Consider the following 23636-nt stretch of genomic DNA (forward strand, 5'->3'; position numbering starts at 1 on the left):
TCATGGCGCGTGATGATCGTATTCGTCTCAACTTTGGTTTTATCGGCTTGTGCGAATTTATCAGCGGGTGGTTTATTTAGTCATTATTCAGCTCAAAATCGTGACGCTTACAAAGATGTCATGGCTGGCGATTATCAAGATGCGGTTTCAGAGCTCAAAGATTCAGATGTCGGTGGGCCGATCTTAAGCAATATGGAAAGAGGGCGAGTGTCGTTCTTAGCGGCAAGCTATCCCGAAAGTTTTTCTTTCTTTCAGCTAAGTGATACAGCCGTTAATGTTCTGGAACAACGAGCAACCTTATCGGTGAGTGAAACGGCAAATCAAGTTGGATCGCTTGCGACGAATGATAACTTAACCACTTATGAGCCAGCCGATTATGAACTTGGTTATTTACATCTTTATTTAGGATTAAATTATTTGCAGCAAAATGATTTGCAAGGGGCTTTAGTTGAAGTTCGCCGTGCAAACCAAGTACAAGAGAAAGCTAAAAAACGACGAGAAAAAGAGTTACAAGAAGCTCAATCGAACATGAAATATAATGGTGTTCAGCCAAATGTTGGGAGTATTTTATCAAATTATCCTGATGCGGGAAAAACATTACAAGCTGTACAAAATGCCTACTTATTGTATTTATCAGCCACACTGTATGAGGCGGGTAACCAATTAAATGATGCGTATATTGATTATAAACGAGCGCTGGCGGTATACCCTGATAATCGGCAAATTATTGAATCTACGTTACGCGTTGCGAAAGCTTTAGGTATGCGACAAGACCTAGCCTCATTAACCAAACAATATGGCCAACCGGATGAGGTTCTTAAAGGGCAAGGGCAAGTTATTTTTATTGACGAGCAAGGTGTTGTTGCGGCGAGAGATAGCTGGCGCTTAGATTTGCCGTTATGGCGTTCAGGTCAGGTGCGTTTTTATAGTGTCACTTTGCCTTATTATAAATCATTTGCAAAACAGAGTTTTCCATCGATTCAGATTGACCAAGGAACATTACAACCAAGTTTGCTAGCGGATACCAATCTAATGGCGCAGAATGATTTATCTGAACGTATTCCAACCATGGTACTAAAACAAGGGTTACGTCTATATACAAAAGATCAATTGCGCCATGAGGCTCAAAAAAATGATGATTCAGGTATCGCCAATTTATTAGTGAGCATTTGGAATATAGCAACAGAGCAGCCGGATACTCGTAGTTGGCAGACTCTACCTGGAAAAGTTTATAGCAGCAGCGTTAATTTACCGGCAGGTGATCATTCGGTTACGATTAATGGAGAAGCTTATACGCTACCAGTAAGAGAAAACCGCAGAATGCTTGTATGGGTTTCAAGGCAAGGAAATTCGGTTACTATGTGGCATAAGCAACTAGGAGAAATTAAATGAAAAAGTGGATTATTGCCTGTTTAGGCATCGTAATATTAGCTGGCTGTTCAAACAATACAGCTGGCCTACGAGTGGATAGTGGTAGCCAGAAAGTGTTGTACGGAGACAGCGCTCTTGATGATCGTTTAGCGATTAATGATATTAGTACTCAAGATATGAATGGCAATACCCGTGGTGTGGTTCAAGTGGAAAGTAAATATTCAAGTGACCAGCAGCTGCAATATCGCTTTTATTGGTATGATGATAATGGTATTGAAGTGAATGCAAAGCAAGGTGCTTGGCGTCAGTTTATGCTACGTGGTTATGAGTCAATCAGTCTTTCTGAAGTATCGGTGAATCCAAATGCGAAAGAGTTTCGTATCCAAATTCGTCCACAAGATTAATAAAGGAAATTTGAAATGAAAAAAAGTGCAATTGCATTATTAGGTTTAGCTGTGATCCTTGGTGGCTGTGCGAATAAAGTTCAATATGGTGATGCCAATTCTGCAGAAACAACAACGGTAGATTTTGGATCAACCGATCTACAAAAGATCGCAAATGAGATGGTAGATAGTATGCTGGCGTCTGGTTCGGTTGCTGCTATCACAAAAGATAGTCGTCCAATTGTGTTTGTTGATTCAATTAAAAACAAAACCAGCGAGCATATAGATACAGAATCAGTCACTGACTCGGTGAGCACCAAAATGCTGAACTCAGGTAAATTCCGCTTTGTTGATATGGATAAAGTGGAAACCGTGCGTAAACAACTCAACTTCCAAAATAACGATGAATTAGTTGATCAAAGCAGTGCGATAAAATTTGGTCAAATGGTTGGTGCGCAATACATGTTGTATGGCAACCTTTCTAGTATCGTGAAGCAAGCAGGCAGCGATAAAGATGTATATTACAAGATGACCATGCGTTTGATGGATCTAAAAACAGGTCTGATTGAATGGGCTGATGAAACTGAAATACGTAAACAAGAATCAAAAAGTTTCTTTGGTATGTAATTACGTTGGTATAAATAATAATGATCACTGGCGGTTGGCAACAGGCTCTAGAACAAGAGTCAAGCTTGCGTACATTACAAGATCGGTGGTTTAAACAGCTCGTGAGTGCACAGCCTCTCACGGGCGGTTTGACTAATCAATGCTGGAAAGTTTCTACTCAATGTGGCAATGATTATGTTTGGCGGCCACATTCGAAATCTACCGAATATTTTTCTCTACATCGTTCTGATGAGTATCAAGTATTACAATCACTTCAAAATGCTTCTTTTTCACCAAAAGTAGAACTTTTAATCCCTGAAGGCTTACTGATAGAGTGGGTGGATGGACAATGTTTAAATCGCATCACAGGTTGTACCATTAACTCTGTTATGAAGGCGCTTTCAGATTTACATCAGTACTCCGCAACCTCTTTACTCAATGCTAAAAATCTCAAAATATTTGACTATAAACAATGTATTAATGCCTATTGGTTAGGCTTAACTGGTCTTCAGCAGTCTTCGATTCAAAAAAAACGGTTCGATTATTTCTATACTCATGCTAGCGAACTATATCAAAAGACTTTATCGGTTACGCCTCAATGTTTATGCCATTTTGATTTAGGCGATTACAATATTATCCAAACTTCGCCTCATCATTTGGTGGTCATTGATTGGGAATATGCGGCCTTCTCTTCGCCTATCATTGATTTAGCGACGACTATTCTTGCAGGGCAGTTTGATGTGAAGCAAGGCGTTCATCTTTATGCTCAATATTACAATATAGAAGAACGTCAATGGTTTGAGATAGTCCAACAATGGATTCCGTATCTACGCTTTATGGCAATGTTATGGCACCAGATATCTTTTACTCTTCATTCTAGGCAATCGGATCAAGATGCTATTAAGCTTTTAAACAGTCAGTTAGAGTTAGATGGTTACTAACTTAATCCTAGGGTGGGTTTATCTTTTCAAGAAAGTTGAGATCATCGTTCACTTTCTTGAGCAATAAATCTATAAACATCAGTTTAAAACCTTAATAATCGTGGTAAATTAAAGTCATTCAACGAGAAAGTGCAGCAATCAGAACTGAGGATGGTTCAATGATCATTTATTTACATGGCTTCGACAGTACAAGCCCGGGTAACCATGAAAAAGTACTGCAGTTTCAATTCATAGACAATGATGTGCGCTTTGTAAATTACAGCACGTTGCACCCTAAGCATGATATGCAACACTTATTAAAGGAAGTGTCTAAGTTAGTTGAAGAAAATAAAGATGAAAAACCTATTATTTGTGGCGTTGGCTTAGGTGGTTACTGGGCTGAGCGTATTGGTTTTTTATGTGGTGTGAAGCAGGTGATTTTTAATCCAAACCTATCTCCAGAAGACAATATGCAAGGTCGAATTGATCGTCCAGAAGAATATGTGGATATTGCCACTAAATGCATTAGCGAGTTTCGGAGTAAGAACAAAGATAATTGTTTGGTTATACTCTCTAAAAATGATGATATTCGAGATAGTGATTTGACTTATGAAGTATTGTCGCCTTATTACTCAATAGTTTGGGATGATAACGAATCGCATAAGTTTAAAAAAATCTCTCAGCATCTCCAGCAAATTAAAGTGTTTAAAGCGATTTAAATTTGATATAAACCCTTTCTATTATTACTAAAGAGCCTTTCGTGGCTCTTTTTTAATATCTCTGCTTTTATTTTTCAGTATTGTCAGCTTTTCATTGATCCTGGTTTTTGTGTAGATATAATGAGCTAGATCAAGTTTCACTACCTATTATGAAAATAAAACGATATCTATCTCAAATTTTTAATAATTAATACCACCCACATTTCATTTTTGGTCACTTACTTATCTGTATAGATAGAGATAAGTTTTTATCGAGTGCAACTAAAAATCTCATTTTGTGTATTGATGAACAATCAGATTTATTGGTTTGGCAGAAACGTAAATAATCTAGCCGAGCCAGAAGCTTTTTTATTTTTATCATTTAGGAGTGTCAAATGGCGCGTATAGTTGTAGTTGGTGGTGGCGCTGGTGGTTTAGAGTTAGCGACGAAACTAGGCCGTACTTTAGGGCGTAAGCAACGAGCTGAAATCACCTTGGTGGACAGAGAAACCAGCCACCTATGGAAACCATTACTGCATGAAGTGGCAACAGGATCTTTAGATGAAGGCGTAGATGCATTGAGTTATCGTGCTCATGCTAAAAACCATTATTTTGATTTTCAGATGGGAAGCCTAGATGGCATAAATCGTGAACGCAAAGTTATTTCTTTGAGTGAAGTTCGTGATGAGAATGATGAGTTGCTGATCCCTGTTCGTGAAATTGAATATGATATTTTAGTGTTAGCAATTGGCTCCAAGTCGAATGATTTCAATACGCCAGGTGTTCGTGAAAATTGTATTTTTTTAGATAGCCCTGAACAGGCGCATCTCTTCCGTAAAGAAATGAATAATCTGTTTCTAAAGCTGCATGCAAATCATGGTAAAGGTACTGTGGATATTGCTATTGTTGGTGGCGGTGCAACTGGCGTTGAATTATCTGCTGAGCTCCATAATGCGATTAAAGAATTGCATACTTATGGCTTTGAAGATTTAGACTCCACAAAACTAAACATTAATCTAGTCGAGGCGGGTGAGCGTATTCTTCCTGCATTACCACCACGTATTTCTGCTTCTGCGCATCATGAGTTAGTCCAGCTAGGCGTTAATGTTCGGACTCAAACAATGGTGACACAGGCAGATAGCGAAGGGCTTGTGACTAAAGATGGCGAACGTATTTCAGCGCAGTTGATGGTGTGGGCTGCAGGCATTAAAGCACCTGATTTCATGAAAGATATTGCAGGCCTTGAGACTAACCGAATTAATCAGTTAGTGGTTAAACCGACCTTACAAACAACACGAGATGATGATGTATTTGTCATTGGTGATTTGGCATCATGTCAGCAAGAAGATGGTTCGTTTGTACCGCCTCGAGCTCAAGCTGCACATCAAATGGCAAGCCGTGTTTATCGCAATATTGTGGCAAAACTGAATGATCAAGAACTTAAAAATTACGTATATAAAGACTATGGTTCATTAGTCTCATTAAGTCGTTTTTCTACAGTGGGAAGCTTAATGGGGAATTTGACGAAAGGTTCAATGATGATAGAAGGGAGAATTGCACGTATCGTTTATATCTCATTGTATCGCATGCACCTTGTCGCACTTCATGGCTACTTTAAAACAGGCTTGATTATGTTGGTTGGCCGTATTAACCGAGTATTGCGACCTAATTTGAAGCTGCATTAATAGAATGATTTTTAGCTAATCAATGTTTGAAATGGCAAGAGTAAAACGAGGCTAATCTGGCCTCGTTTTTATTTATCTGGGATTAATGAAAATACCAATCCATCTCTTGGTTCGCCATTAAATAGATAACGGTTTTTTGCGATCCCTTCTTTATGTGCACCACATGCATAAGCTAATTTGTGACTGATGATATTGTTAGGATCGCAAATAAATTCTAGACGAGTTAATTTCAGCAGAGTAAAACTAAACTCGATCACCGCTTTTATTGCTTCGGTTGCATAGCCTTGCTTTTGATATTCATCGCCTATCCAGTAACCTAAACTACCAAGGTTAAAATTTAATCGTTGATCGGTGAGCGCAGCCATACCGATAAACTGACCAGTTTGCTTATCAAAAACCCCAAAGCCATAGGCTGAATCTTTCACCCAGCTTAATCTTGTAAAAAGAATGAACTCTTGAGCATCGTTAGTATTAAATTCGTTACTACACCAATCTAACCAAGAGTATAGAGAAGGGGAGTGACAAATTGTATCTGCAAAGATTGCAGCTTCATCGGCTTCAATGAGTCTTAAAATTAAACGACTCGTTGTTAAGGTGAAATCTGGAGGCATAGGCTTTTGTGACTGGTTATTTTGGCTCTAAAAAAAGAGGCTCATTGAACCTCTCATCTACATTTATTTTACTTTGCGCACTTGGATAATCATGCCCAGATATGGGTTGTCCAGATAGTGTGTTTCACCACTACGCATTTGTCGTTTTTGTTGCATACGATAGCTATTTAAGAAGTCTTTTACTTCCGTTTTTGGTTTGATTGGCTCTAGGTTGCCAACTTGCACTTCATCGTCGTCATTGTCATTTAATGTCGTATCGGTGACAGCATCTTGTAAAATGATCTCATGTTGACCCGGGATTTTTATATTTAAGTTAGTTTGCACATAGAGATAGTGCTGAACATACACTTGCATCGTGCCGTCCAGTTCATCGACAGGGCCTTTCGCTAACGCAGGAGGCACAGTGCCATCTGGTGATTCATCTTTAATTTGCGCTAAAGACCGGCCATCGTTGGCAAAAGTACTAGAAAAATCTTGGCCAGCTTGAATGTGGAAGATAGGTGAGCGGCTTTGTCCACGATCAGTTTGACGCCATGCAACATGTATCAGTGGTTTGAAACCAGCGTGATTATTTAGTGCCTGATATTGTTTATTAAGTTTGTAATAGCCACTTGGCAGCAAATACGCACCATTTGATGACATCATATCTTTGTTGCGATAAGAAAATGAACGCTCAAAATTGATAGGTTCAAGATTACTTGGCCAAGCTTCGTTTACTCGTGATGGCTCAATATTACGCTTGAAAATAATCACTTCAATATCAAATGATCGTGCAAATGTTGGTAAAGAAATAAAAACCAATAGGAATATAATCAGCTTTTTCATTATTGCTCCGTTGTAAAAGGTACGATTATGCTGCTGTACCTTTGTTTTATTGGGTAGTGATGCGTTAATTTTTTCGCTAAAGCTTGCTGATTTTATACTTTAGGCAGTTGGTTTTGCTTAAACTGCACTAACAAATCGTTAATAAAAGCAATGCGCTCGAGTCTATCTACTAATGGTACAGTAAACTTGAACTTAGTGGGTCCTTCCATACCATATTTTTTTGGTGCGGATTGCAGTAACTTGACTAAAAACATTGGATTAATATCTGCATTAGGTAAAAATTCAATATAACCACCTTTGGCATGACCTTCAATTTTTTTAGCTTTTATACTGGCCGCTTGTAATTTCATGCCACTGATAACTAATAAGTTTTTTGCAGAATCTGGCAGTGTGCCAAATCGGTCAATCAGCTCTACCTTCATCTCGGCTAATTCATTTTCATCCGCAACACTGGCTATGCGCTTATACATAGACAAGCGAGTATTAATGTCGGGAATGTAATCATCCGGCAACAATGCTGGCAGGCGCAAGTCTACCTCAGTTTGTTCACGTAAAAGTTCGTCCAATGACAATTCTTTGCCTTCATATTTTAAGGCTGCCACTGCTTGCTCGAGCATTTCCATATATAAAGAAAAACCAACCGATTGAATTTGACCACTTTGGTCATCACCTAATAATTCTCCTGCCCCCCGAATTTCGAGATCGTGGGTTGCTAAGGTGAATCCAGCGCCTAAATCTTCTAAAGAGGCAATCGCGTCTAATCGTTTTATCGCATCTTTACTTAATGCTTTTGGATGTGGTGTGAGTAAATAAGCATAGGCTTGGTGGTGAGAGCGCCCAACTCGGCCACGTAATTGGTGTAATTGAGCCAAACCTAGTTTATCCGCTCGATCCATAATAATGGTGTTCGCGGTTGGGACATCAATACCCGTTTCGATGATGGTTGTACAGACCAGCAAATTAAAGCGTTGATGATAAAAATCATTCATGATGCTTTCAAGCTCACGTTCGCGCATTTGGCCGTGAGCGGTGGTGACGCGTGCTTCAGGGATAAGTCTTGCCAGATCTTCTGCAACTTTATCGATGGTTTCGACTTGGTTATGCAGGAAGTAAACTTGCCCCCCACGCATTACTTCACGTAAGACAGCTTCTCGGATCACTGCATCATCGTTCTGGCGCACAAACGTTTTTATGGCTAAGCGACGCGCAGGTGGTGTGGCGATAATGGATAAATCCCGCATGCCACTCATGGCCATATTTAAGGTTCGTGGGATAGGGGTCGCGGTTAAAGTGAGAATATCGACATCGGCTCGCATGGCTTTCATTTTTTCTTTTTGACGCACACCAAAGCGATGTTCTTCATCGACAACGAGTAATCCTAAATCGCGAAACTTAATATCATCTTGCAATAATTTGTGAGTACCAATAATGATATCGACTTTGCCTTCGGCGAGATCGGCTAAAATTTGCTTTTGTTCTTTAGCGGATTTAAATCGCGATAATACTTCCACTCGAACCGGCAGGTTAGCAAAGCGGTCGCGGAAGCTTTCAAAATGTTGTTGAGCCAGTAAGGTGGTGGGCACTAAAATGGCCACTTGCTTACTGTTATCAACGGCAAGAAAAGTCGCCCGCATCGCCACTTCCGTTTTACCAAAACCGACATCGCCACAGACCAAACGATCCATTGCTTTGGCTTGACACATATCAGACAGCACTGCATTAATCGCGGTATCTTGATCATCAGTTTCTTCAAATGGGAAGGTGGCTTTAAAGTTGGCGTATTGCTCTCGGTCATGCAGAAATGTGAAGCCTTTTTTGATTTCTCGTTTGGCATAAATATCCAATAACTCGGCGGCCACATCGCGGACTTTTTCGGCCGCGCGAGTGCGAGCCCTGTTCCAAGCATCACTGCCTAATTTATGTAATGGCGCGGTATCTTCTGCGCCACCAGAATAACGACTGATTAAATTGAGCGAAGAAACAGGAACATAGAGTTTTGCCTTGTTTAAATACTCTAACGTGACGTATTCCGTCATCATTCCGCCAGCTTCAAGTGTTTGTAGCCCGATGTAGCGGCCAATGCCATGATCTAAGTGCACCACTGGCTGGCCTGGCTTTAGCTCCGCTAAGTGGCGAATAATGGTGTCACTATTGACAGCTTTACGGTCTTTTTTACGCCGTTGTATAACGCGATCGCCCAATACATCGCTTTCACAAATAAAGGCAAAGTTAGGTAATGGTGAACCATTGTTATGGTGGATAAAGCCATGTTCAGTCGAACCTAAAATAAGAGAAAACTGTTCTGAGCTGGTTAAGGCATCTTCGAGTGATTTAGCTTCTTTAGGGCGCACTTTACTGCTTTTTAATAAGTCATTGAGTGCTTCACGGCGACCTTCTGACTCTACGGAAAAAATAATTTTGGCGTGAGTATTTTCAGATAAGTAGCGTTCTAAAAACTTCCTTAATTCTGCCAGTGGTTCTTTTAATTGGTGCTGAGCATGTAAATTAGGAAGTGGGCTGACACTGGCATTAATGCGTCCGGCTTTTTCTTGTAAAGGTTCAATGCTGAGAGTTGTTTGCGGCATTGATTTTAAGTGGCCAAACAGTTCATCTTTTTTAAGCCACAGTTCATTTGGTTCTAGTAATGGACGTAGCGGATCGACTTTTCGTTGATCGTAACGATAATCGACATCGGCTAAGAAATTATCAATCGTTGTTTCCAAATCGCCGATAGTGAGCAATAAGGTGTTATCAGGTAAGTAGTCAAAGAGAGAATCAGTATGCTCAAAAAATAGCGGTTGCCAATATTCGATACCTGCTGGCCAAATCGCTTTGGATACTTGCATATAAACCGATTCTGGCTCACGACGCGCCTCAAATCGTTGACGCCAGCGGATCCGAAAATCTTCAATTGCGGCTTCTGTTGTTGGGAATTCGTGCGCTGGCAATAAACGTATTTCGTTAATATCTTCAATGGTGCGTTGTGATTCGGCATCAAAGGTGCGAATGCTATCGATTTCATCATCAAAAAAATCAATGCGATAAGGGTTCTCGCACCCCATTGGGAATAAATCGATGATAGAACCACGATGCGCGTATTCACCCGGCCCAAAGACTTGAGCAACGTGTCGATAACCCGATTTTTCCAGTTGCAGACGCAGCTTTTCAAGCGAATACAAATCACCATTTTTGACCATTAAGGTGCTTTGTAATAAATATTCTTTTGGTGACTGACGTTGCAGTAAGGTGCTTACCGGTATGATGATTAGCCCTGAAGTCTGAGTCGGTAATTGATACAACTGTGCAATGCGATCAGAAATAATATCTTGGTGGGGAGAAAAGCTATCGTAAGGCAGTGTTTCCCAATCTGGAAATAAAGACACGGAATGCTGAGTAAATTGGGTAACTTCGTGTTGTAACTTAATGGCGAGTTGGTGATCAGGAACGGCAAGTAGAGTCACGCCGGGATGCTGTTGTGTATAGTTGGCAATTGATAATGCGAGCGAACCACCAACAAGTTGGCCAAGGTGTTTTTTATCACCAGCTTTGGTTGGCATGGGCACATTGAGCAGAGCCGTAGAGCTAATAGCAGAGTTTGACGAAGTTTTAGTCATAATTTTGATTGGGCATTCTTTTATAGGTTTGAACCAGAATAGATTTTCTGATCGCAATATTTCTTTTGATTATCGTCATGTGGCGCAACTAATCAAGCTCATCTGATAAATTGTGTATATATTAATCGAGCATTGAGTTATATCGATGGGTAAATTTCAAAATGACGCAAAAGTGACGTTAGAGTGATTAGATGTTGGTAAATCCGTGGCACAATCGTTATTCTGTGTTTTCTTTCTTGTTTGTAGGGTTCACTTCATGTTTCATCCAGTATCGGCCTTTATAGGGTTACGTTATTTACGAGGTCGTTCCGGTGATAAATTCAGCCGCTTTGTGTCTTATATGTCAACTGCCGGTATTTCCATCGGTGTCTTGTCATTAATTACCGTACTTTCGGTAATGAATGGTTTTGAAGGCCAATTAAAGCAAAAGATTTTGGGTGTTTTACCGCAAGCTGTAGTCAGTCAATTTGATGGAAAAACATTATTCAATTCACAAAAACTACCAGGATTTTTACTTGAACTGCCTTATGTTGAACAAATCTCGCCATTGGTACGAAGTGAAGCGGTAATACAAAGTTCATCACGCTTGAGCGCGGGTCTGATGATTGGCATTGAACCAAGTGAAACTGATCCTATTGCCGATAGAATGATGATGGGGCAAGTTTCCGACCTATCACCTGGCTCTTATCATGTATTTTTAGGCCATACACTGGCCAGAACGTTAAATGTAACGCTAGGCGATAAAGTACGCTTAATGGTGACTGAAGCCAGCCAATTTACCCCATTAGGAAGAATACCGAGCCAACGTAACTTCACCGTTGCCGGGATTTTTAATACGGGTTCAGATGTCGATGGCATGTTGATGGTGACCAATATTCAAGATGCAGGCCGTTTGTTGCGCTATTCGCCAACAACAATTTCTGGTTGGCGTCTATTTTTCTCCGATCCTTTTGTCGTTTCCGAGCTTTCAACGAAAGCGTTGCCTGAAGGGTGGCATTGGTCTGATTGGCGTGATCAAAGAGGAGAATTATTTCAAGCGGTGAGAATGGAAAAGAACATGATGGGACTTATGCTTGGTCTTATCATCGCGGTCGCAGCATTTAACATCATTTCCGCTTTAATCATGGTGGTCATGGAAAAACAATCTGAAGTGGCGATATTAAAAACTCAAGGCATGACCAATCATCAAGTTCTTGCAATTTTTATCGTACAAGGTGCTAGCAGTGGTGTTATCGGGGCTATTGTTGGTGGGGTACTGGGTACGTTGCTAGCGGCTAACTTAAATGATGTACTCAATACTGTTGGTTTCTCATTGTTTGGTGGTGGCACTCAATTACCTGTAGTCATTTCACCAATGCAAATAGGTATCGTGATTATTTCAGCAATTGCATTAAGTTTGTTAGCTACGTTATTTCCGTCTTATCGCGCAGCGTCAGTGAAGCCGGCTGAAGCATTACGTTATGAATAGAATTTTGTCTGTTAAGTCAGATTGTCAGATATAGAGTACAGATTATGAAATCATTATTAAGCTGTCATGGCGTGTGTAAAACGTATCGTGAAGGTAGCCTTGAAACTGAAGTATTAAAAGGCGTCAGTCTGGACATTCAGAAAGGTGATTTTTTAGCGATCGTCGGTTCGTCAGGTTCAGGGAAAAGTACGTTACTGCATATATTAGGTGCATTAGACAGTGCGACAAAAGGCGATGTGATATTGCTTGATCAATCTTTATTGAGTTTAAGTGCTAATAAGCAAGCAAAATTGCGCAATCAACATATTGGTTTTGTGTATCAGTTTCATCACCTGTTAGCTGATTTTACGGCGCTCGAAAATGTGTCGATGCCTTTATTGATTGGTGGAACTAAACCTGCGCAAGCTAAAAAAATGGCAAGTGATGTACTAGAACGAGTTGGTCTAGGACATCGGCTTGAACATAGGCCTTCTGAATTATCAGGCGGAGAAAGACAGCGTGTTGCGATTGCTCGTGCATTGGTGAATAAGCCAGATTTGGTGCTTGCCGATGAACCGACGGGGAATTTAGACCAAACGACAGCGTTAGGCATTTACGATTTAATGCGTCAGTTAAACCGCGATTTTGGTACAGCATTTTTGGTGGTTACCCATGATGATGATCTTGCGCAAAAAATGGATAAGCAATTTACCATGCAAGATGGCATTTTAGACTGGTCTGTGAGCCGTGATGCTACGGCCGATAGTTTGATGGGTCAATAACGATGTTGTTATCTTTTTTTATTGGTAAGAAATTTAGTCGAGCAAGACAACGGAATAAATTAGTTTCATTTATATCGCTATCTTCTACTTTAGGCATCGCCGTTGGTGTTGCCGTGATCATCATTGGCTTGTCTGCGATGAATGGCTTTGAACGTGAATTAGAGAATCGTGTGTTGTCGGTGATCCCTCAAGCAGAAATTGAAGGCGTACGAGGCCCGATTAATGATTGGCAGCAAGTTGCAAAAATTGCGCATAAGAATGAAGATGTTAAAGCGGTTGCACCCTATGTTCGATTTACTGCCTTGATCGAGCGAGGCAGCAAATTAAAAGCGGTTGAAGTGCGTGCTGTCGATGCGAGCTTTGAACGTGCAGTATCAACAATGTCTCATTATGTTGACAAGAATGCGTGGCAAAATTTCAGACCCGATCAGCAACAAATCATCTTAGGAAGAGGGGTTGCGGATAAACTTAACGTAAAAGTAGGGGATTCCGTGTCCGTATTGATCCCGCCGAGTAATACAACGAATACGGCGCAATTAAGTGCTCCTAAACGTGTACGTTTAACGGTTACTGGCTTTTTAGATCTTGGTGGGCAAATTGATCATAGTTTGGTGTTAATACCATTAGAAGATGGTCAGCAATATATGAAGTTGAGCGATGGTGTGACGGGCGTTTCATTGAAGGTTCGTGATGTTTTCAATGCGGATATTGTGGTGCGTCAGGTAGGATCTCAAATCCCAGTTTATGCGTATTTAAAAAGCTGGAAAGAAAAGTATGGCTTTTTACATCATGATATTCAAATGGTACGCACAATCATGTACTTAGTGATGGTGCTAGTCATTGGCGTAGCAAGTTTTAATATTGTCTCAACCTTAATGATGGCAGTGAAAGATAGGGCTTCTGATATTGCGATTCTACGAACGATGGGCGCAAGTGATGGCTTGATAAAGCGGATATTCATTTGGTATGGCGTATTGTCTGGCGTATTTGGTAGTATTGTCGGGAGTGTATTTGGCATTCTAGTCGCTATGAATCTAACGCCGTTAATACAAGGTCTAGAAACATTAATAGGGCATCAATTTTTGTCTGGAGATATCTATTTTATTGATTTTCTACCATCGCAAGTGGTGTGGTCTGATGTTTTTCTAGTATCGGGAACGGCTATCACATTAAGCTTACTTGCCACATGGTATCCGGCATCTCGTGCGAGTAACTTGAACCCAGCGACGGTTTTGAGTGCTAAGTAAAGGTTAAGTAAGAAATCTAAGATAAGTAAGACGAGTATCGAGTCTTAAAAATAAGAGTGCTATCAGTTTGGTTCATCAAGAACTTTAACTGGATAGCACTTTTTTTATGTCTCCTATTTTGTCTTGATGTAGAGGTCTTAATTTTAACGTTAATCAGTTATCGTAAACGACGTTTTTGCCAGCTTCGTACTACCGAATATCGCCATAAGCCTTGAATACCAAAGTAACCGACGATAGATAATACAAGACCACAGATAAAGCAGCCAAGTAGCAACGGCGGGCCAATAGTATGAAGCTGTTCTATGAAGAAATTCCACGACAATTCGAAATGAAAATCTTGTGGTGGTGTATGCATTATCCAAGCCCCAATACGATAGGCAAAATAGAAGAGGATTGGCATCGTTAGCGGATTACTTACCCATACCAACGCAACGGATAATGGTAAATTTACACCACATAAAATCGCGACTCCCGCGGCCATGATCATCTGACTTGGAAGAGGGATAAACGCAATGAATAAACCCACAGCAAAAGCGCCGGCTGCAGAGCGTCGGTTCAAAGACCATAAATTTGGGTTGTATAAAACAGAGCCAAATATCTTTAAGGCTTTTTGGCGTTTTATCGTTTCATGATCGGGCATAAAACGTTTAATTAATTTTTTTGGCATAAGTCAGGGGGGCTCACATTAATCGCAATTGGAATCTGCTCAGTTTTATTATCAGCATCGCAAGTGGTGCATTTTGGCCATGGATGCCGACATTGTTCTGGCTAGTACCGATTGTTTTTCTTTTTATTATTAGCTACTTCACTCACTGGGCTTTCGCTAAGTGGTCGCGTGGTTTGATTTTAGGCTGCTTAGTTGTGATCACGCAAGCCAATAACTTCAGTTTAATGACTCAAACCCTCTTTCAACGTGGCGATGATATTATCATAAAAGGTCAGGTTTCCGATTTTTTTAAATCACAGAATCATGGCGGTAAATTTACTCTTCAGGTGAGGCAGATAAACCATCAACCTTTACCGTGGTGGTATGTTCCTAAGCTTAATGTGTTTCTGCCTCACAATTCTGACAGCATATCGTCTTCACTTCCTCAATTGGGTGAAAAGTGGCAATTTAAAGTTACTCTTAAACCAATCATCGGCCAGCTGAATCAAGCTGGGTTCGACAGTGAACAATATTACCTTGCGAATGGTTGGCATGCGAAAGCCGTTGTTGATACCAAATCACTCGAAAATAACAAACGTCAAGATAGCCGATCGCCGCGTAACTGGCTGCACCAACAAGCGGAATCTATGATTTCAAATATGAATGCAGCACCTTATTTATTAGCATTAAGTTTTGGTGAGCGCGCATCAATGTCATCGCAAGATTGGCAATGGCTCAGAGATAGTGGTTTATCTCATTTGATGGCTATTTCAGGGTTACATATTGGCTTAGCATTTTTTATCGGATGGTGGTTAGGCAAGAGATTGATGAGCCTAGTTTTTATCTATAGCCATTTTGATCCAGTGGCTTACTTTTTACCTTATGGTTTGGCTATTTTATGTGCGGGGATCTATGCCTACTTAGCTGGCTTTTCGTTGCCAACAGAGCGAGCGTTTATTTTCGGTTTATGCTTTCTATTTCGTAATGTAATCCATATTCATTGGTCGCTATGGCAAGTGTTATTATTTTCTTTAGCGATTATCTTAGTGGTTCAACCCTTCGCGGTTCTATTGGCAAGCTTTTGGTTATCTTTTTCTGCTGTGATGGTGATTTATATGTCGTCATGGTTTTGGGTCAAAACTCAATCAAAATCTCGTACGTTGTTGGTTAAAATTATCAATGTTTGCATTATCCAACTTGGCTTATTTATCGGTTTGGTTGCCACGACGACTTTCATTTTTGGCGGATTTAGTTGGGTGTCACCTTTGGTGAATATTATTGTGGTTCCGTGGGTGAGTTTACTCACGGTTCCGATTGTTTTTATTGCCTTGATAATGACTCTATTCACGGCAATAGGATTGCCGTTTGATTGGGCAAAAGCGTTATGGCAATTGGCTGATTGGAGCTTTTCGCCTGTTTTCATTGTGATGAAAGAAGTAGAAGGCAGCTGGATCCTAGCTTCGCATGTTTGGGCTTACAGTGCATTACTGATAGCGGTATTGCTATTAATTGTTAAATATCTAGGTTGGTATCGAAGTTTTGTAGGATTAAGCATTCTTGGAACGATGACTTACTATGGATTCAAACCTTCGGCTAAGTGGCAGGTAGAAGTGTTGGATGTAGGGCAAGGACTCGCAATATTGATTGGGCAGAAAAAAGAATGGGTGTTGTATGACACTGGTAATCGTTGGGAGGGTGGTAGTATGGCACAATCCGTTATTTTACCTGTGTTGCAACAAAAAGGGATTGATCAACTTGAGGGGATGATCATTAGCCATACCGACTCAGATCATGCTGGTGGTAGAGACATTATAGAGAAAGCGTTAAAGCCAAAATGGAAACGGAGCAGTCAAACGATCATTGGTTATCAACCTTGTATTGCAGGAGAGCGTTGGAAATGGAAGCAACTTACGTTTACCGTAATATGGCCTCCTAAGTTAGTGCCTCGTGCTTATAATCCGCATTCTTGTGTCATTAGAATCACAGATGGTCGATATAGTGTATTACTTACCGGTGATATTGATGCTCTTTCAGAAATGCTAATTGCCAGAAATTCGTATCAATATTCTTCTATTCTACCGTCCGATATTCTTATTGTCCCACACCATGGGAGCAAAACCTCATCGTCTATCCATTTTGTGCAACAGACTCATGCCGAGATGGCTATTGCGTCTTTAGCGAAAAATAATCAATGGGGCCTGCCATCACCGATTGTGAAGCAAAGATATAAGGATCAAGGTATAAACTGGTGGGATACAGAGAATGCAGGGCAAATCAGTATCCAATTTGAAGAAAACAATTGGTCTATTCGGTCATTAAGGCAGCAGCAATATGACCCTTGGTATAGGCAGATTGTGCATAAGGGGTTAGAATGATAGCAATTGTCTATTAAATTATAAGCCTCTATGACTACCCAAAAAGACACGATATTGGAAAAAGACGAAAGCACGTTCCAAACCTTTAAAAAATTATGGCCAATGATCAGCATTTATAAAGCGGGTCTTATTGTTGCCAGTATCGCGCTTATTATTAATGCCGCGAGTGATACTTACATGGTGTCATTACTAAAGCCATTGCTGGATGAAGGCTTTGGGAGTACCGAATCTAATTTCTTGAAAATCCTACCACTTATCGTTATGGGGATGATGATAGTTCGTGGTTTGAGTGGGTTTGTATCGACTTACTGCTTAAGTTGGGTGTCTGGTAATGTGGTGATGCAAATGCGCCGCAAGCTATTCAATCACTTCATGGAAATGCCCGTTAGTTATTTTGATAAAGAATCGACGGGTTCGTTATTGTCTCGTATTACTTATGACTCTGAACAAGTTGCTTCTGCTACCAGTAAAGCATTAGTGAGTATTGTGCGTGAAGGCGCGAGTATTATTGGTTTACTATTCTTAATGTTTTATAACAGCTGGCAGTTATCGATTGTCTTGATTGCAGTCGCGCCTATTGTGGCTTGGGCAATAGGGCTGGTTTCTAAGCGTTTTCGTAAGATCAGTAAAAATATGCAGAATATGATGGGGCACGTTACCTCATCAGCCGAACAAATGTTAAAAGGTCATAAAGTTGTACTCAGTTATGGCGGTCAGAATGTTGAAAAAGAACGTTTTGATAAAGTGAGTAATCAAATGCGTCAACAATCCATGAAAATGGTTTCGGCGCAGGCGGCAGCAAACCCAATTATTCAGGTGATTGCTTCAATAGCACTCGTCGTCGTACTGTACCTTGCTAGTATTGATTCGATTAAAGAGCAATTAACCCCGGGGACTTTTTCGGTTATTTTCTCTGCTATGTTTGCGATGATGCGCCCACTTAAATCACTTACGAACGTAACTTCTGATTTCCAAAAAGGGATGGCTGCGTGTCAAACTTTATTTGGTTTAACTGAAATGCAGACGGAAGTAGATAACGGTAAGTTTGAAAAGTCGAAAGCGGTAGGCAATATTAAAGTAAAAGATGTTACCTTCACTTACCCAAGTAAAGACTCTCCAGCATTACGCAACGTCAGCTTTGATCTACCAGCGGGTAAAACAGTCGCCTTAGTTGGCCGTTCTGGTTCTGGTAAGAGTACTATTGCGAACTTATTTACTCGTTTTTATGATATTGATGAAGGTGAAATTTTCCTCGATGCCACCGAGATCCGCGATTATACCTTGTCAAACTTACGCACGCAGTTTGCTTTGGTTTCGCAAAATGTGCATTTATTTAATGACACGATTGCCAACAATATTGCTTATGCGGCACAAGACCAATACACCATCGAACAAATCAAACAGGCTGCGACATTAGCGCATGCCACGGAATTTATCGAAGGCATGGATCAAGGTTTTGATACCATGATTGGTGAGAACGGTGCCAGCCTTTCGGGTGGTCAGCGCCAACGTTTAGCTATTGCTCGTGCATTACTGCGTGATTCTCCGGTGCTGATTTTAGATGAAGCGACATCGGCGTTAGATACTGAATCAGAACGAGCTATTCAAGCCGCTTTAGATGAACTTCAAAAGAATAAAACGGTATTAGTGATTGCGCACCGATTATCAACGATTGAAAGTGCTGATGAAATCTTAGTTGTTGATGAAGGTGAAATCATTGAACGTGGTAATCATGCTCAATTGATTGAAAAAGATGGGGCGTATGCACAACTACACCGGATTCAATTCGGTGAGTAATTCATGTTCCCTATTTGAAGTTGCCGCTGCCTCTAATCAGTTCAATCATATAGAGGGTAAAACCAATGTAATCATGGATGCTGCAGAATATGATTGAAAAAATTTGGTTTCAACGCCACTGGTTGGGCTTTTTATTATCACCCGTGCTATGGCCTCTAAGCCTCTTATTTAAATGGATTAGCCAACGTCGTCGCAACCAGTTTTCATCTGGAGATAAACTCAGTTACCGTGCCTGTCTTCCAGTCATGGTTGTCGGTAATATCACGGCAGGTGGTAATGGTAAAACGCCCGTTGTGATTTGGTTAGTGGAAACTTTATTAGAACTTGGTTTTAAACCTGGCGTGGTATCGCGAGGTTATGGCGGTAAAGCGGCAGAATACCCATTTGTGGTGCAATCAGATTCAAAGCCAGCCGAATCTGGAGATGAACCTCTACTGATAAAGCGTCGAACAGGGGTGCCTGTTGTCGTTGATCCTGTGCGCAGTCAAGCGGTTAAGGCATTGGAAGCACAAGGTGTGGATATTATTGTGACCGATGACGGTTTACAGCATTATGCCTTACAGCGTGATATTGAGTTTATCGTCATTGATGGAAAGCGCCGTTTTGGTAATCAGCAGTTCATTCCATTTGGCCCATTACGTGAAGGGTTAGATCGCTTAAAGCAAGTCGATTTTCTTATTACCAATGGCGGGAATGCTCAAGGGCATGAAATCTCGATGAGTTTGAAACCAAGTTTAGCGGTAAACCTAAAAACGGGCGAAAAAAAATCCGTTACAGAGTTATCTCAGCTTGTTGCTTTTGCTGGTATTGGCCATCCACCGCGATTTTTTCAAACTTTAAATGATTTAGGTGCTCAGGTAGTAAAAACTCAAGGCTTTGCCGATCATAAAGATTTTGATCAATCTGAATTGAATGAATTGGCCAAGCAAGGACATAACCTAATCATGACGGAAAAAGATGCGGTTAAATGTCATCAATTTGCACAAGAGAATTGGTGGTATTTACCGGTTTCTGCCAATATCAGTGAAGAAAGTACACAACGAATTATTCAAAAAATTATTAAGGTAAAAAGCGGTTATGGATCATAGATTACTTGAAATAGTGGCGTGCCCTGTATGTAAAGGCAAAGTGATATTGGATAAAGAAAAACAAGAGCTTATTTGTAAGTTTGATCGCCTTGCTTATCCAATCAAAGAAGGCATTCCTGTGATGCTTGAAGTGGAAGCGCGTAAAATAGCGATGGATGAGGGCAGATAATGTCTTTCACTGTTGTTATTCCTTCTCGCTACCAGTCCTCTCGTCTGCCGGGTAAACCATTAGCGGATATTGCTGGCAAGCCTATGGTTCAGCGGGTTTACGATCAAGCTATGCAATCTGGCGCAGAACGTGTCATTGTGGCAACGGATGATGCCCGTATTCAATCGGTAGTGGAAAGCTTTGGTGGTGAAGTTTGTATGACATCACCCGATCATCAATCGGGCACTGAACGTCTAGCGGAAGTGATTAAAAAAATGGCGATTGCCGATGCTCACATTATTGTTAATGTTCAAGGTGATGAACCTTTGATTCCGCCAAGTATTATTAAGCAAGTTGCTAATAACCTTGCGAATAGTATTGCGCCAATGGCGACACTTGCAGTCGAAATAACACATGAAAGTGAAGTGTTTAATCCCAACGCCGTGAAAGTGGTCACCGATAAAGATGGCTATGCTTTATATTTTAGCCGCGCTTCTATTCCTTGGGATCGTGATGCTTGGGCGAGCGATCCTAAAATAGTGAAGAATGCCTTAATGCGCCATATAGGTATTTATGCTTATCGTGCTGGCTTTATCAATACTTATATTAGTTGGCAGCCTAGCGCGCTCGAACAAATCGAATCATTAGAGCAATTACGCGTGCTTTGGTACGGTGAAAAAATTCATGTAGCCGTAGCAAAAGAAGCTCCAGCAGCAGGGGTGGATACACCCGAAGATTTAGAGTTAGTGCGTAAGATCATCGCAAAAGAGTAAATTTAGCGCTGATTGAATGAAATTAAAAAAGCTCAGTTCATAGTTTGAACTGAGCTTTTTTTTAATCCCAACACGCCTTAGAAAATAGCGTTTAGAAAACATAACCTAGAAATATCAAACCTGTAAATTATGTATTACTGGCTTGATATTAGGCGATAGATGACATTAATTTAAAATGGCTGCCTAGCTCTGTTCGGTGCTTTATTATTCATTGGCTTGTTACCCGTGTGCGCCTTACCTGCTGAAGTTGCTTTCCCTGCGCCTGTCTTATTTTGGGTAGAGGGTGTTTGCTTAGAATTACTTTTAGCGGTTATTGGCTTTTTAGTCTGACTAACCGTATTTTTCTTGCCGCCAGCTTTAGGCTCTTTTTCTTTACGCTCATGCTCTTTACGAATGTCAGGCTGGCCTCCACCGTTTTTACTGGTGAAATTGGTATGTTTAGTGGCAAAACGTTTTGCCCCATGACGACCCGTTTGGCGACGCTGCGCCGGCGTTAAGACATCAACCGAATCTTCTGTTGGGATCAAGCAACTTGGCTTATCACCAATTAAATGTTTTTTACCCATATTGATCAAAGCTTCACGAATAATCGGCCAGTTAGCTGGATCATGATAACGAAGTAGAGCTTTATGCAAACGACGCTGACGTTCACCTTTGGCAACTACAATATTTTCACGCTGCTTATATTTAACGCGTTTTAATGGGTTGGTTTCTGAGTAATACATAGACGTTGCATTACACATTGGTGATGGATAGAAGTTTTGTACTTGATCACACTCAAAGTTATTATTTTTCAGCCATAACGCTAAGTTCAACATGTCTTCATCTTCAGCGCCGGGGTGGGCTGAAATAAAGTAAGGGATCAAATATTGTTTTTTACCCGCTTCCTTACTGTATTTTTCAAACATATTTTTGAAGGTATCGTATGCACTGATACTCGGCTTCATCATTTTATCTAATGGGCCTTTTTCAGTATGTTCTGGTGCAATCTTCAAATAACCACCAACATGGTGCGTGACTAGCTCTTTAACGTATTCAGGCGATTGAATCGCAAGATCATAACGCACACCAGAAGCAATCAGAACTTTCTTTATTCCTGGCACTTTACGAGCGGCGCGGTATAAATTAATGGTGTGCTGGTGATCGGTGTCTAACTTGTTGCATGTTCCTGGGAATACGCAAGATGGGCGACGACAGTTCGCTTCTGCTTTAGGATCAGAGCAACCTAATCGGTACATATTTGCTGTTGGGCCACCAAGATCGGAAATGGTACCAGTGAATCCTGGAACTTTATCGCGAATTTCTTCTAACTCATTCAAAATAGATTCTTGCGAACGGTTTTGAATGATTCTGCCTTCATGCTCCGTAATTGAGCAGAAAGAACAACCACCAAAACAGCCACGCATAATATTGACCGATGTTTTAATCATGTCATAGGCAGGGATTTTCGCTTTGCCATACATCGGATGTGGAACGCGTGCATAAGGAAGACCAAATACAAAGTCCATTTCTTCTGTGGAAAGAGGGATCGGTGCTTGGTTGACCCACAACTCACGATCACCGTGTTTTTGAATGAGAGCACGACCAGAATAAGGGTTGGTTTCCAAGTGCATCACGCGACTAGCATGAGCATACAAGATACGATCGTTATTGAGTTTTTCGAAAGGTGGTAAACGTACGACTGTCGTTTTTGAATCATGACGAGGCCTACGATCTAATTTGATCGGCGCAGGTTGCATTTCTACTATTTGAACCGCATTTTTCGCTGCATCTTCTGCTTGTTGATCTTTAGATTGTGTATCGCAATTACTTTCGACTTCATAAGGATTGATAGCAACAAAGACAGCTTTGCTTGGTTTTTCAATTCGAGACGAGTCGATCACATTGTAGTGTTCAGGTGCGGCAGCAATATTAATCGCGGTACCACGAATGTTGGTCATGTCTGAAACCAATTCATTGTTGGCAAGGCGATGCGCCACTTCAACTAATGCACGTTCCGCGTTACCAAATAATAAAATGTCGGCTTTTGCATCAAATAATACTGAACGACGAACTTTATCTGACCAATAATCATAATGTGCGATACGGCGTAAACTAGCTTCAATACCACCCAAAATAATTGGCGTTTCTTTGTAAGCTTCACGGCAGCGTTGAGAATAAACCAATACTGCACGATCAGGGCGTTTACCACCCTCATTATTTGGTGTGTAAGCATCATCGTGACGAAGCTTTTTGTCGGCGGTGTAGCGATTTATCATGGAGTCCATGTTGCCAGCGGTAATACCAAAAAAGAGGTTTGGTTGACCGAGCTGCATAAAATCGTCTTTATTATCCCACTTAGGCTGAGCAATAATTCCAACGCGGAAACCTTGCGCTTCAAGCAGGCGACCGATCACTGCCATGCCAAAACTTGGGTGATCAACATAAGCATCACCCGTTACAATAATGATGTCGCAGCTATCCCAACCAAGGGCTTCCATTTCTTTTCGACTGGTCGGTAAGAGCGGAGCAGGGCCAAAACATTCCGCCCAATACTTTGGATATTGATTGATCGGTGTTGGCTTGGATGAAAGTGGGATGTCACTGTACATAAATCGACCTCTAATTTGGGATGCCGAAG

At 40.9% G+C, this 23636-nt stretch carries 19 protein-coding genes; 14 read left to right on the forward strand and 5 right to left on the reverse strand.

The features are described 5' to 3' along the window. The first annotated feature begins 12 nt into the window (after positions 1–12). The 6 genes from FH976_RS08555 (at position 13) to FH976_RS08580 (ending at position 5663) form a co-directional block, all read left to right on the forward strand. Positions 13–1392, forward strand: coding sequence for a COG3014 family protein (locus FH976_RS08555; protein WP_194090482.1), 1380 nt, complete (start codon positions 13–15; stop codon positions 1390–1392). After that, positions 1389–1775 carry a YcfL family protein gene (locus FH976_RS08560; protein WP_194090449.1) on the forward strand — a complete coding sequence of 129 codons (387 nt, stop codon included), beginning with the start codon at positions 1389–1391 and terminating at the stop codon, positions 1773–1775. The genes FH976_RS08555 and FH976_RS08560 overlap by 4 nt, the downstream gene beginning before the upstream one ends. 15 nt (positions 1776–1790) lie before the next feature. Continuing rightward, complete coding sequence (gene lpoB / locus FH976_RS08565) at positions 1791–2381, forward strand: penicillin-binding protein activator LpoB (protein ID WP_194090450.1); 591 nt, start codon at positions 1791–1793, stop codon at positions 2379–2381. Positions 2382–2401: 20 nt separating this feature from the next. Beyond that, a complete protein-coding gene (locus FH976_RS08570) occupies positions 2402–3301 on the forward strand; it encodes a phosphotransferase (protein WP_194090451.1) in 900 nt (299 codons plus the stop codon). A 158-nt stretch (positions 3302–3459) separates the two neighbouring features. After that, complete coding sequence (gene ycfP, locus FH976_RS08575; RefSeq protein ID WP_194090452.1) at positions 3460–3999, forward strand: alpha/beta hydrolase YcfP; 540 nt, start codon at positions 3460–3462, stop codon at positions 3997–3999. Positions 4000–4373: 374 nt separating this feature from the next. Beyond that, complete coding sequence (locus FH976_RS08580) at positions 4374–5663, forward strand: NAD(P)/FAD-dependent oxidoreductase (protein WP_194090453.1); 1290 nt, start codon at positions 4374–4376, stop codon at positions 5661–5663. A gap of 68 nt (positions 5664–5731) precedes the next feature. Here the strand turns inward: FH976_RS08580 and FH976_RS08585 are convergent, their stop codons facing one another. From FH976_RS08585 to mfd, 3 genes are all read right to left on the reverse strand, one after another. After that, a complete protein-coding gene (locus FH976_RS08585) occupies positions 5732–6274 on the reverse strand; it encodes a GNAT family N-acetyltransferase (RefSeq protein WP_194090454.1) in 543 nt (180 codons plus the stop codon). A gap of 63 nt (positions 6275–6337) precedes the next feature. Beyond that, positions 6338–7099 (reverse strand): peptidoglycan binding protein CsiV, encoded by a 762-nt coding sequence (locus tag FH976_RS08590; protein WP_194090455.1) that lies wholly within the window; start codon positions 7097–7099, stop codon positions 6338–6340. 92 nt (positions 7100–7191) lie between these two features. Beyond that, positions 7192–10656, reverse strand: coding sequence for a transcription-repair coupling factor (mfd, locus tag FH976_RS08595; RefSeq protein ID WP_228767383.1), 3465 nt, complete (start codon positions 10654–10656; stop codon positions 7192–7194). Positions 10657–10969: 313 nt separating this feature from the next. Between mfd and lolC the strand changes: the two genes are divergently transcribed. From lolC to lolE, 3 genes are read left to right on the forward strand one after another with little or no spacing between them, the layout of a single operon-like run. After that, entirely contained in the window at positions 10970–12181 is a 1212-nt protein-coding gene (gene lolC, locus FH976_RS08600; RefSeq protein WP_194090457.1) for a lipoprotein-releasing ABC transporter permease subunit LolC, read from the forward strand. A gap of 44 nt (positions 12182–12225) precedes the next feature. Beyond that, entirely contained in the window at positions 12226–12942 is a 717-nt protein-coding gene (gene lolD / locus FH976_RS08605; RefSeq protein ID WP_194090458.1) for a lipoprotein-releasing ABC transporter ATP-binding protein LolD, read from the forward strand. Between the two features lie 2 nt (positions 12943–12944). Further along, on the forward strand, positions 12945–14189 hold the full coding sequence (gene lolE, locus FH976_RS08610) for a lipoprotein-releasing ABC transporter permease subunit LolE (protein ID WP_194090459.1): 1245 nt from the start codon (positions 12945–12947) through the stop codon (positions 14187–14189). A gap of 157 nt (positions 14190–14346) precedes the next feature. Here lolE and FH976_RS08615 read toward each other — a convergent pair whose 3' ends face one another. Then, complete coding sequence (locus tag FH976_RS08615) at positions 14347–14856, reverse strand: DUF2062 domain-containing protein (RefSeq protein ID WP_194090460.1); 510 nt, start codon at positions 14854–14856, stop codon at positions 14347–14349. 83 nt (positions 14857–14939) lie between these two features. Here FH976_RS08615 and FH976_RS08620 point away from each other — a divergent pair, with 83 nt between their 5' ends. The 5 genes from FH976_RS08620 to kdsB all read left to right on the forward strand — a co-directional run bounded on the left by FH976_RS08620 (position 14940) and on the right by kdsB (position 21016). After that, positions 14940–17210 (forward strand): DNA internalization-related competence protein ComEC/Rec2, encoded by a 2271-nt coding sequence (locus FH976_RS08620; protein ID WP_194090461.1) that lies wholly within the window; start codon positions 14940–14942, stop codon positions 17208–17210. A gap of 30 nt (positions 17211–17240) precedes the next feature. Next, the gene (msbA, locus tag FH976_RS08625; protein WP_194090462.1) at positions 17241–19007 is read left to right on the forward strand and encodes a lipid A ABC transporter ATP-binding protein/permease MsbA; all 1767 of its coding nucleotides are present in this window, start codon (positions 17241–17243) and stop codon (positions 19005–19007) included. Between the two features lie 89 nt (positions 19008–19096). Then, a complete protein-coding gene (lpxK, locus tag FH976_RS08630; protein WP_194090463.1) occupies positions 19097–20095 on the forward strand; it encodes a tetraacyldisaccharide 4'-kinase in 999 nt (332 codons plus the stop codon). Then, positions 20085–20264 carry a Trm112 family protein gene (locus tag FH976_RS08635; RefSeq protein ID WP_194090464.1) on the forward strand — a complete coding sequence of 60 codons (180 nt, stop codon included), beginning with the start codon at positions 20085–20087 and terminating at the stop codon, positions 20262–20264. Before lpxK ends, FH976_RS08635 begins: the two co-directional genes overlap by 11 nt. After that, positions 20264–21016 carry a 3-deoxy-manno-octulosonate cytidylyltransferase gene (gene kdsB, locus FH976_RS08640; protein ID WP_194090465.1) on the forward strand — a complete coding sequence of 251 codons (753 nt, stop codon included), beginning with the start codon at positions 20264–20266 and terminating at the stop codon, positions 21014–21016. The genes FH976_RS08635 and kdsB overlap by 1 nt, the downstream gene beginning before the upstream one ends. A 170-nt stretch (positions 21017–21186) precedes the next feature. Here the strand turns inward: kdsB and FH976_RS08645 are convergent, their stop codons facing one another. Then, positions 21187–23607: a YgiQ family radical SAM protein gene (locus tag FH976_RS08645; RefSeq protein WP_194090466.1), complete on the reverse strand. Its 2421-nt coding sequence runs from the start codon at positions 23605–23607 to the stop codon at positions 21187–21189. Positions 23608–23636: the final 29 nt, after the last annotated feature.

The sequence above is a fragment of the Vibrio hibernica genome (assembly GCF_015223435.1).
Taxonomy (GTDB): domain Bacteria; phylum Pseudomonadota; class Gammaproteobacteria; order Enterobacterales; family Vibrionaceae; genus Vibrio; species Vibrio hibernica.

What these genes read in the sequence shown, in the direction of transcription:
- lolC (WP_194090457.1), top strand. Translation starts at nt 10,970, where the DNA reads ATGTTTCATCCAGTATCGGCCTTTATAGGGTTACGTTATTTACGAGGT.
- FH976_RS08645 (WP_194090466.1), bottom strand. Translation starts at nt 23,607, where the DNA reads ATGTACAGTGACATCCCACTTTCATCCAAGCCAACACCGATCAATCAA.
- ycfP (WP_194090452.1), top strand. Translation starts at nt 3,460, where the DNA reads ATGATCATTTATTTACATGGCTTCGACAGTACAAGCCCGGGTAACCAT.
- FH976_RS08570 (WP_194090451.1), top strand. Translation starts at nt 2,402, where the DNA reads ATGATCACTGGCGGTTGGCAACAGGCTCTAGAACAAGAGTCAAGCTTG.
- FH976_RS08580 (WP_194090453.1), top strand. Translation starts at nt 4,374, where the DNA reads ATGGCGCGTATAGTTGTAGTTGGTGGTGGCGCTGGTGGTTTAGAGTTA.
- FH976_RS08590 (WP_194090455.1), bottom strand. Translation starts at nt 7,099, where the DNA reads ATGAAAAAGCTGATTATATTCCTATTGGTTTTTATTTCTTTACCAACA.
- FH976_RS08585 (WP_194090454.1), bottom strand. Translation starts at nt 6,274, where the DNA reads ATGCCTCCAGATTTCACCTTAACAACGAGTCGTTTAATTTTAAGACTC.
- msbA (WP_194090462.1), top strand. Translation starts at nt 17,241, where the DNA reads ATGACTACCCAAAAAGACACGATATTGGAAAAAGACGAAAGCACGTTC.
- FH976_RS08620 (WP_194090461.1), top strand. Translation starts at nt 14,940, where the DNA reads ATGCCGACATTGTTCTGGCTAGTACCGATTGTTTTTCTTTTTATTATT.
- FH976_RS08615 (WP_194090460.1), bottom strand. Translation starts at nt 14,856, where the DNA reads ATGCCAAAAAAATTAATTAAACGTTTTATGCCCGATCATGAAACGATA.
- FH976_RS08560 (WP_194090449.1), top strand. Translation starts at nt 1,389, where the DNA reads ATGAAAAAGTGGATTATTGCCTGTTTAGGCATCGTAATATTAGCTGGC.
- lpoB (WP_194090450.1), top strand. Translation starts at nt 1,791, where the DNA reads ATGAAAAAAAGTGCAATTGCATTATTAGGTTTAGCTGTGATCCTTGGT.
- FH976_RS08555 (WP_194090482.1), top strand. Translation starts at nt 13, where the DNA reads ATGATCGTATTCGTCTCAACTTTGGTTTTATCGGCTTGTGCGAATTTA.
- kdsB (WP_194090465.1), top strand. Translation starts at nt 20,264, where the DNA reads ATGTCTTTCACTGTTGTTATTCCTTCTCGCTACCAGTCCTCTCGTCTG.
- mfd (WP_228767383.1), bottom strand. Translation starts at nt 10,656, where the DNA reads ATGCCAACCAAAGCTGGTGATAAAAAACACCTTGGCCAACTTGTTGGT.
- lolE (WP_194090459.1), top strand. Translation starts at nt 12,945, where the DNA reads ATGTTGTTATCTTTTTTTATTGGTAAGAAATTTAGTCGAGCAAGACAA.
- lolD (WP_194090458.1), top strand. Translation starts at nt 12,226, where the DNA reads ATGAAATCATTATTAAGCTGTCATGGCGTGTGTAAAACGTATCGTGAA.
- FH976_RS08635 (WP_194090464.1), top strand. Translation starts at nt 20,085, where the DNA reads ATGGATCATAGATTACTTGAAATAGTGGCGTGCCCTGTATGTAAAGGC.
- lpxK (WP_194090463.1), top strand. Translation starts at nt 19,097, where the DNA reads ATGATTGAAAAAATTTGGTTTCAACGCCACTGGTTGGGCTTTTTATTA.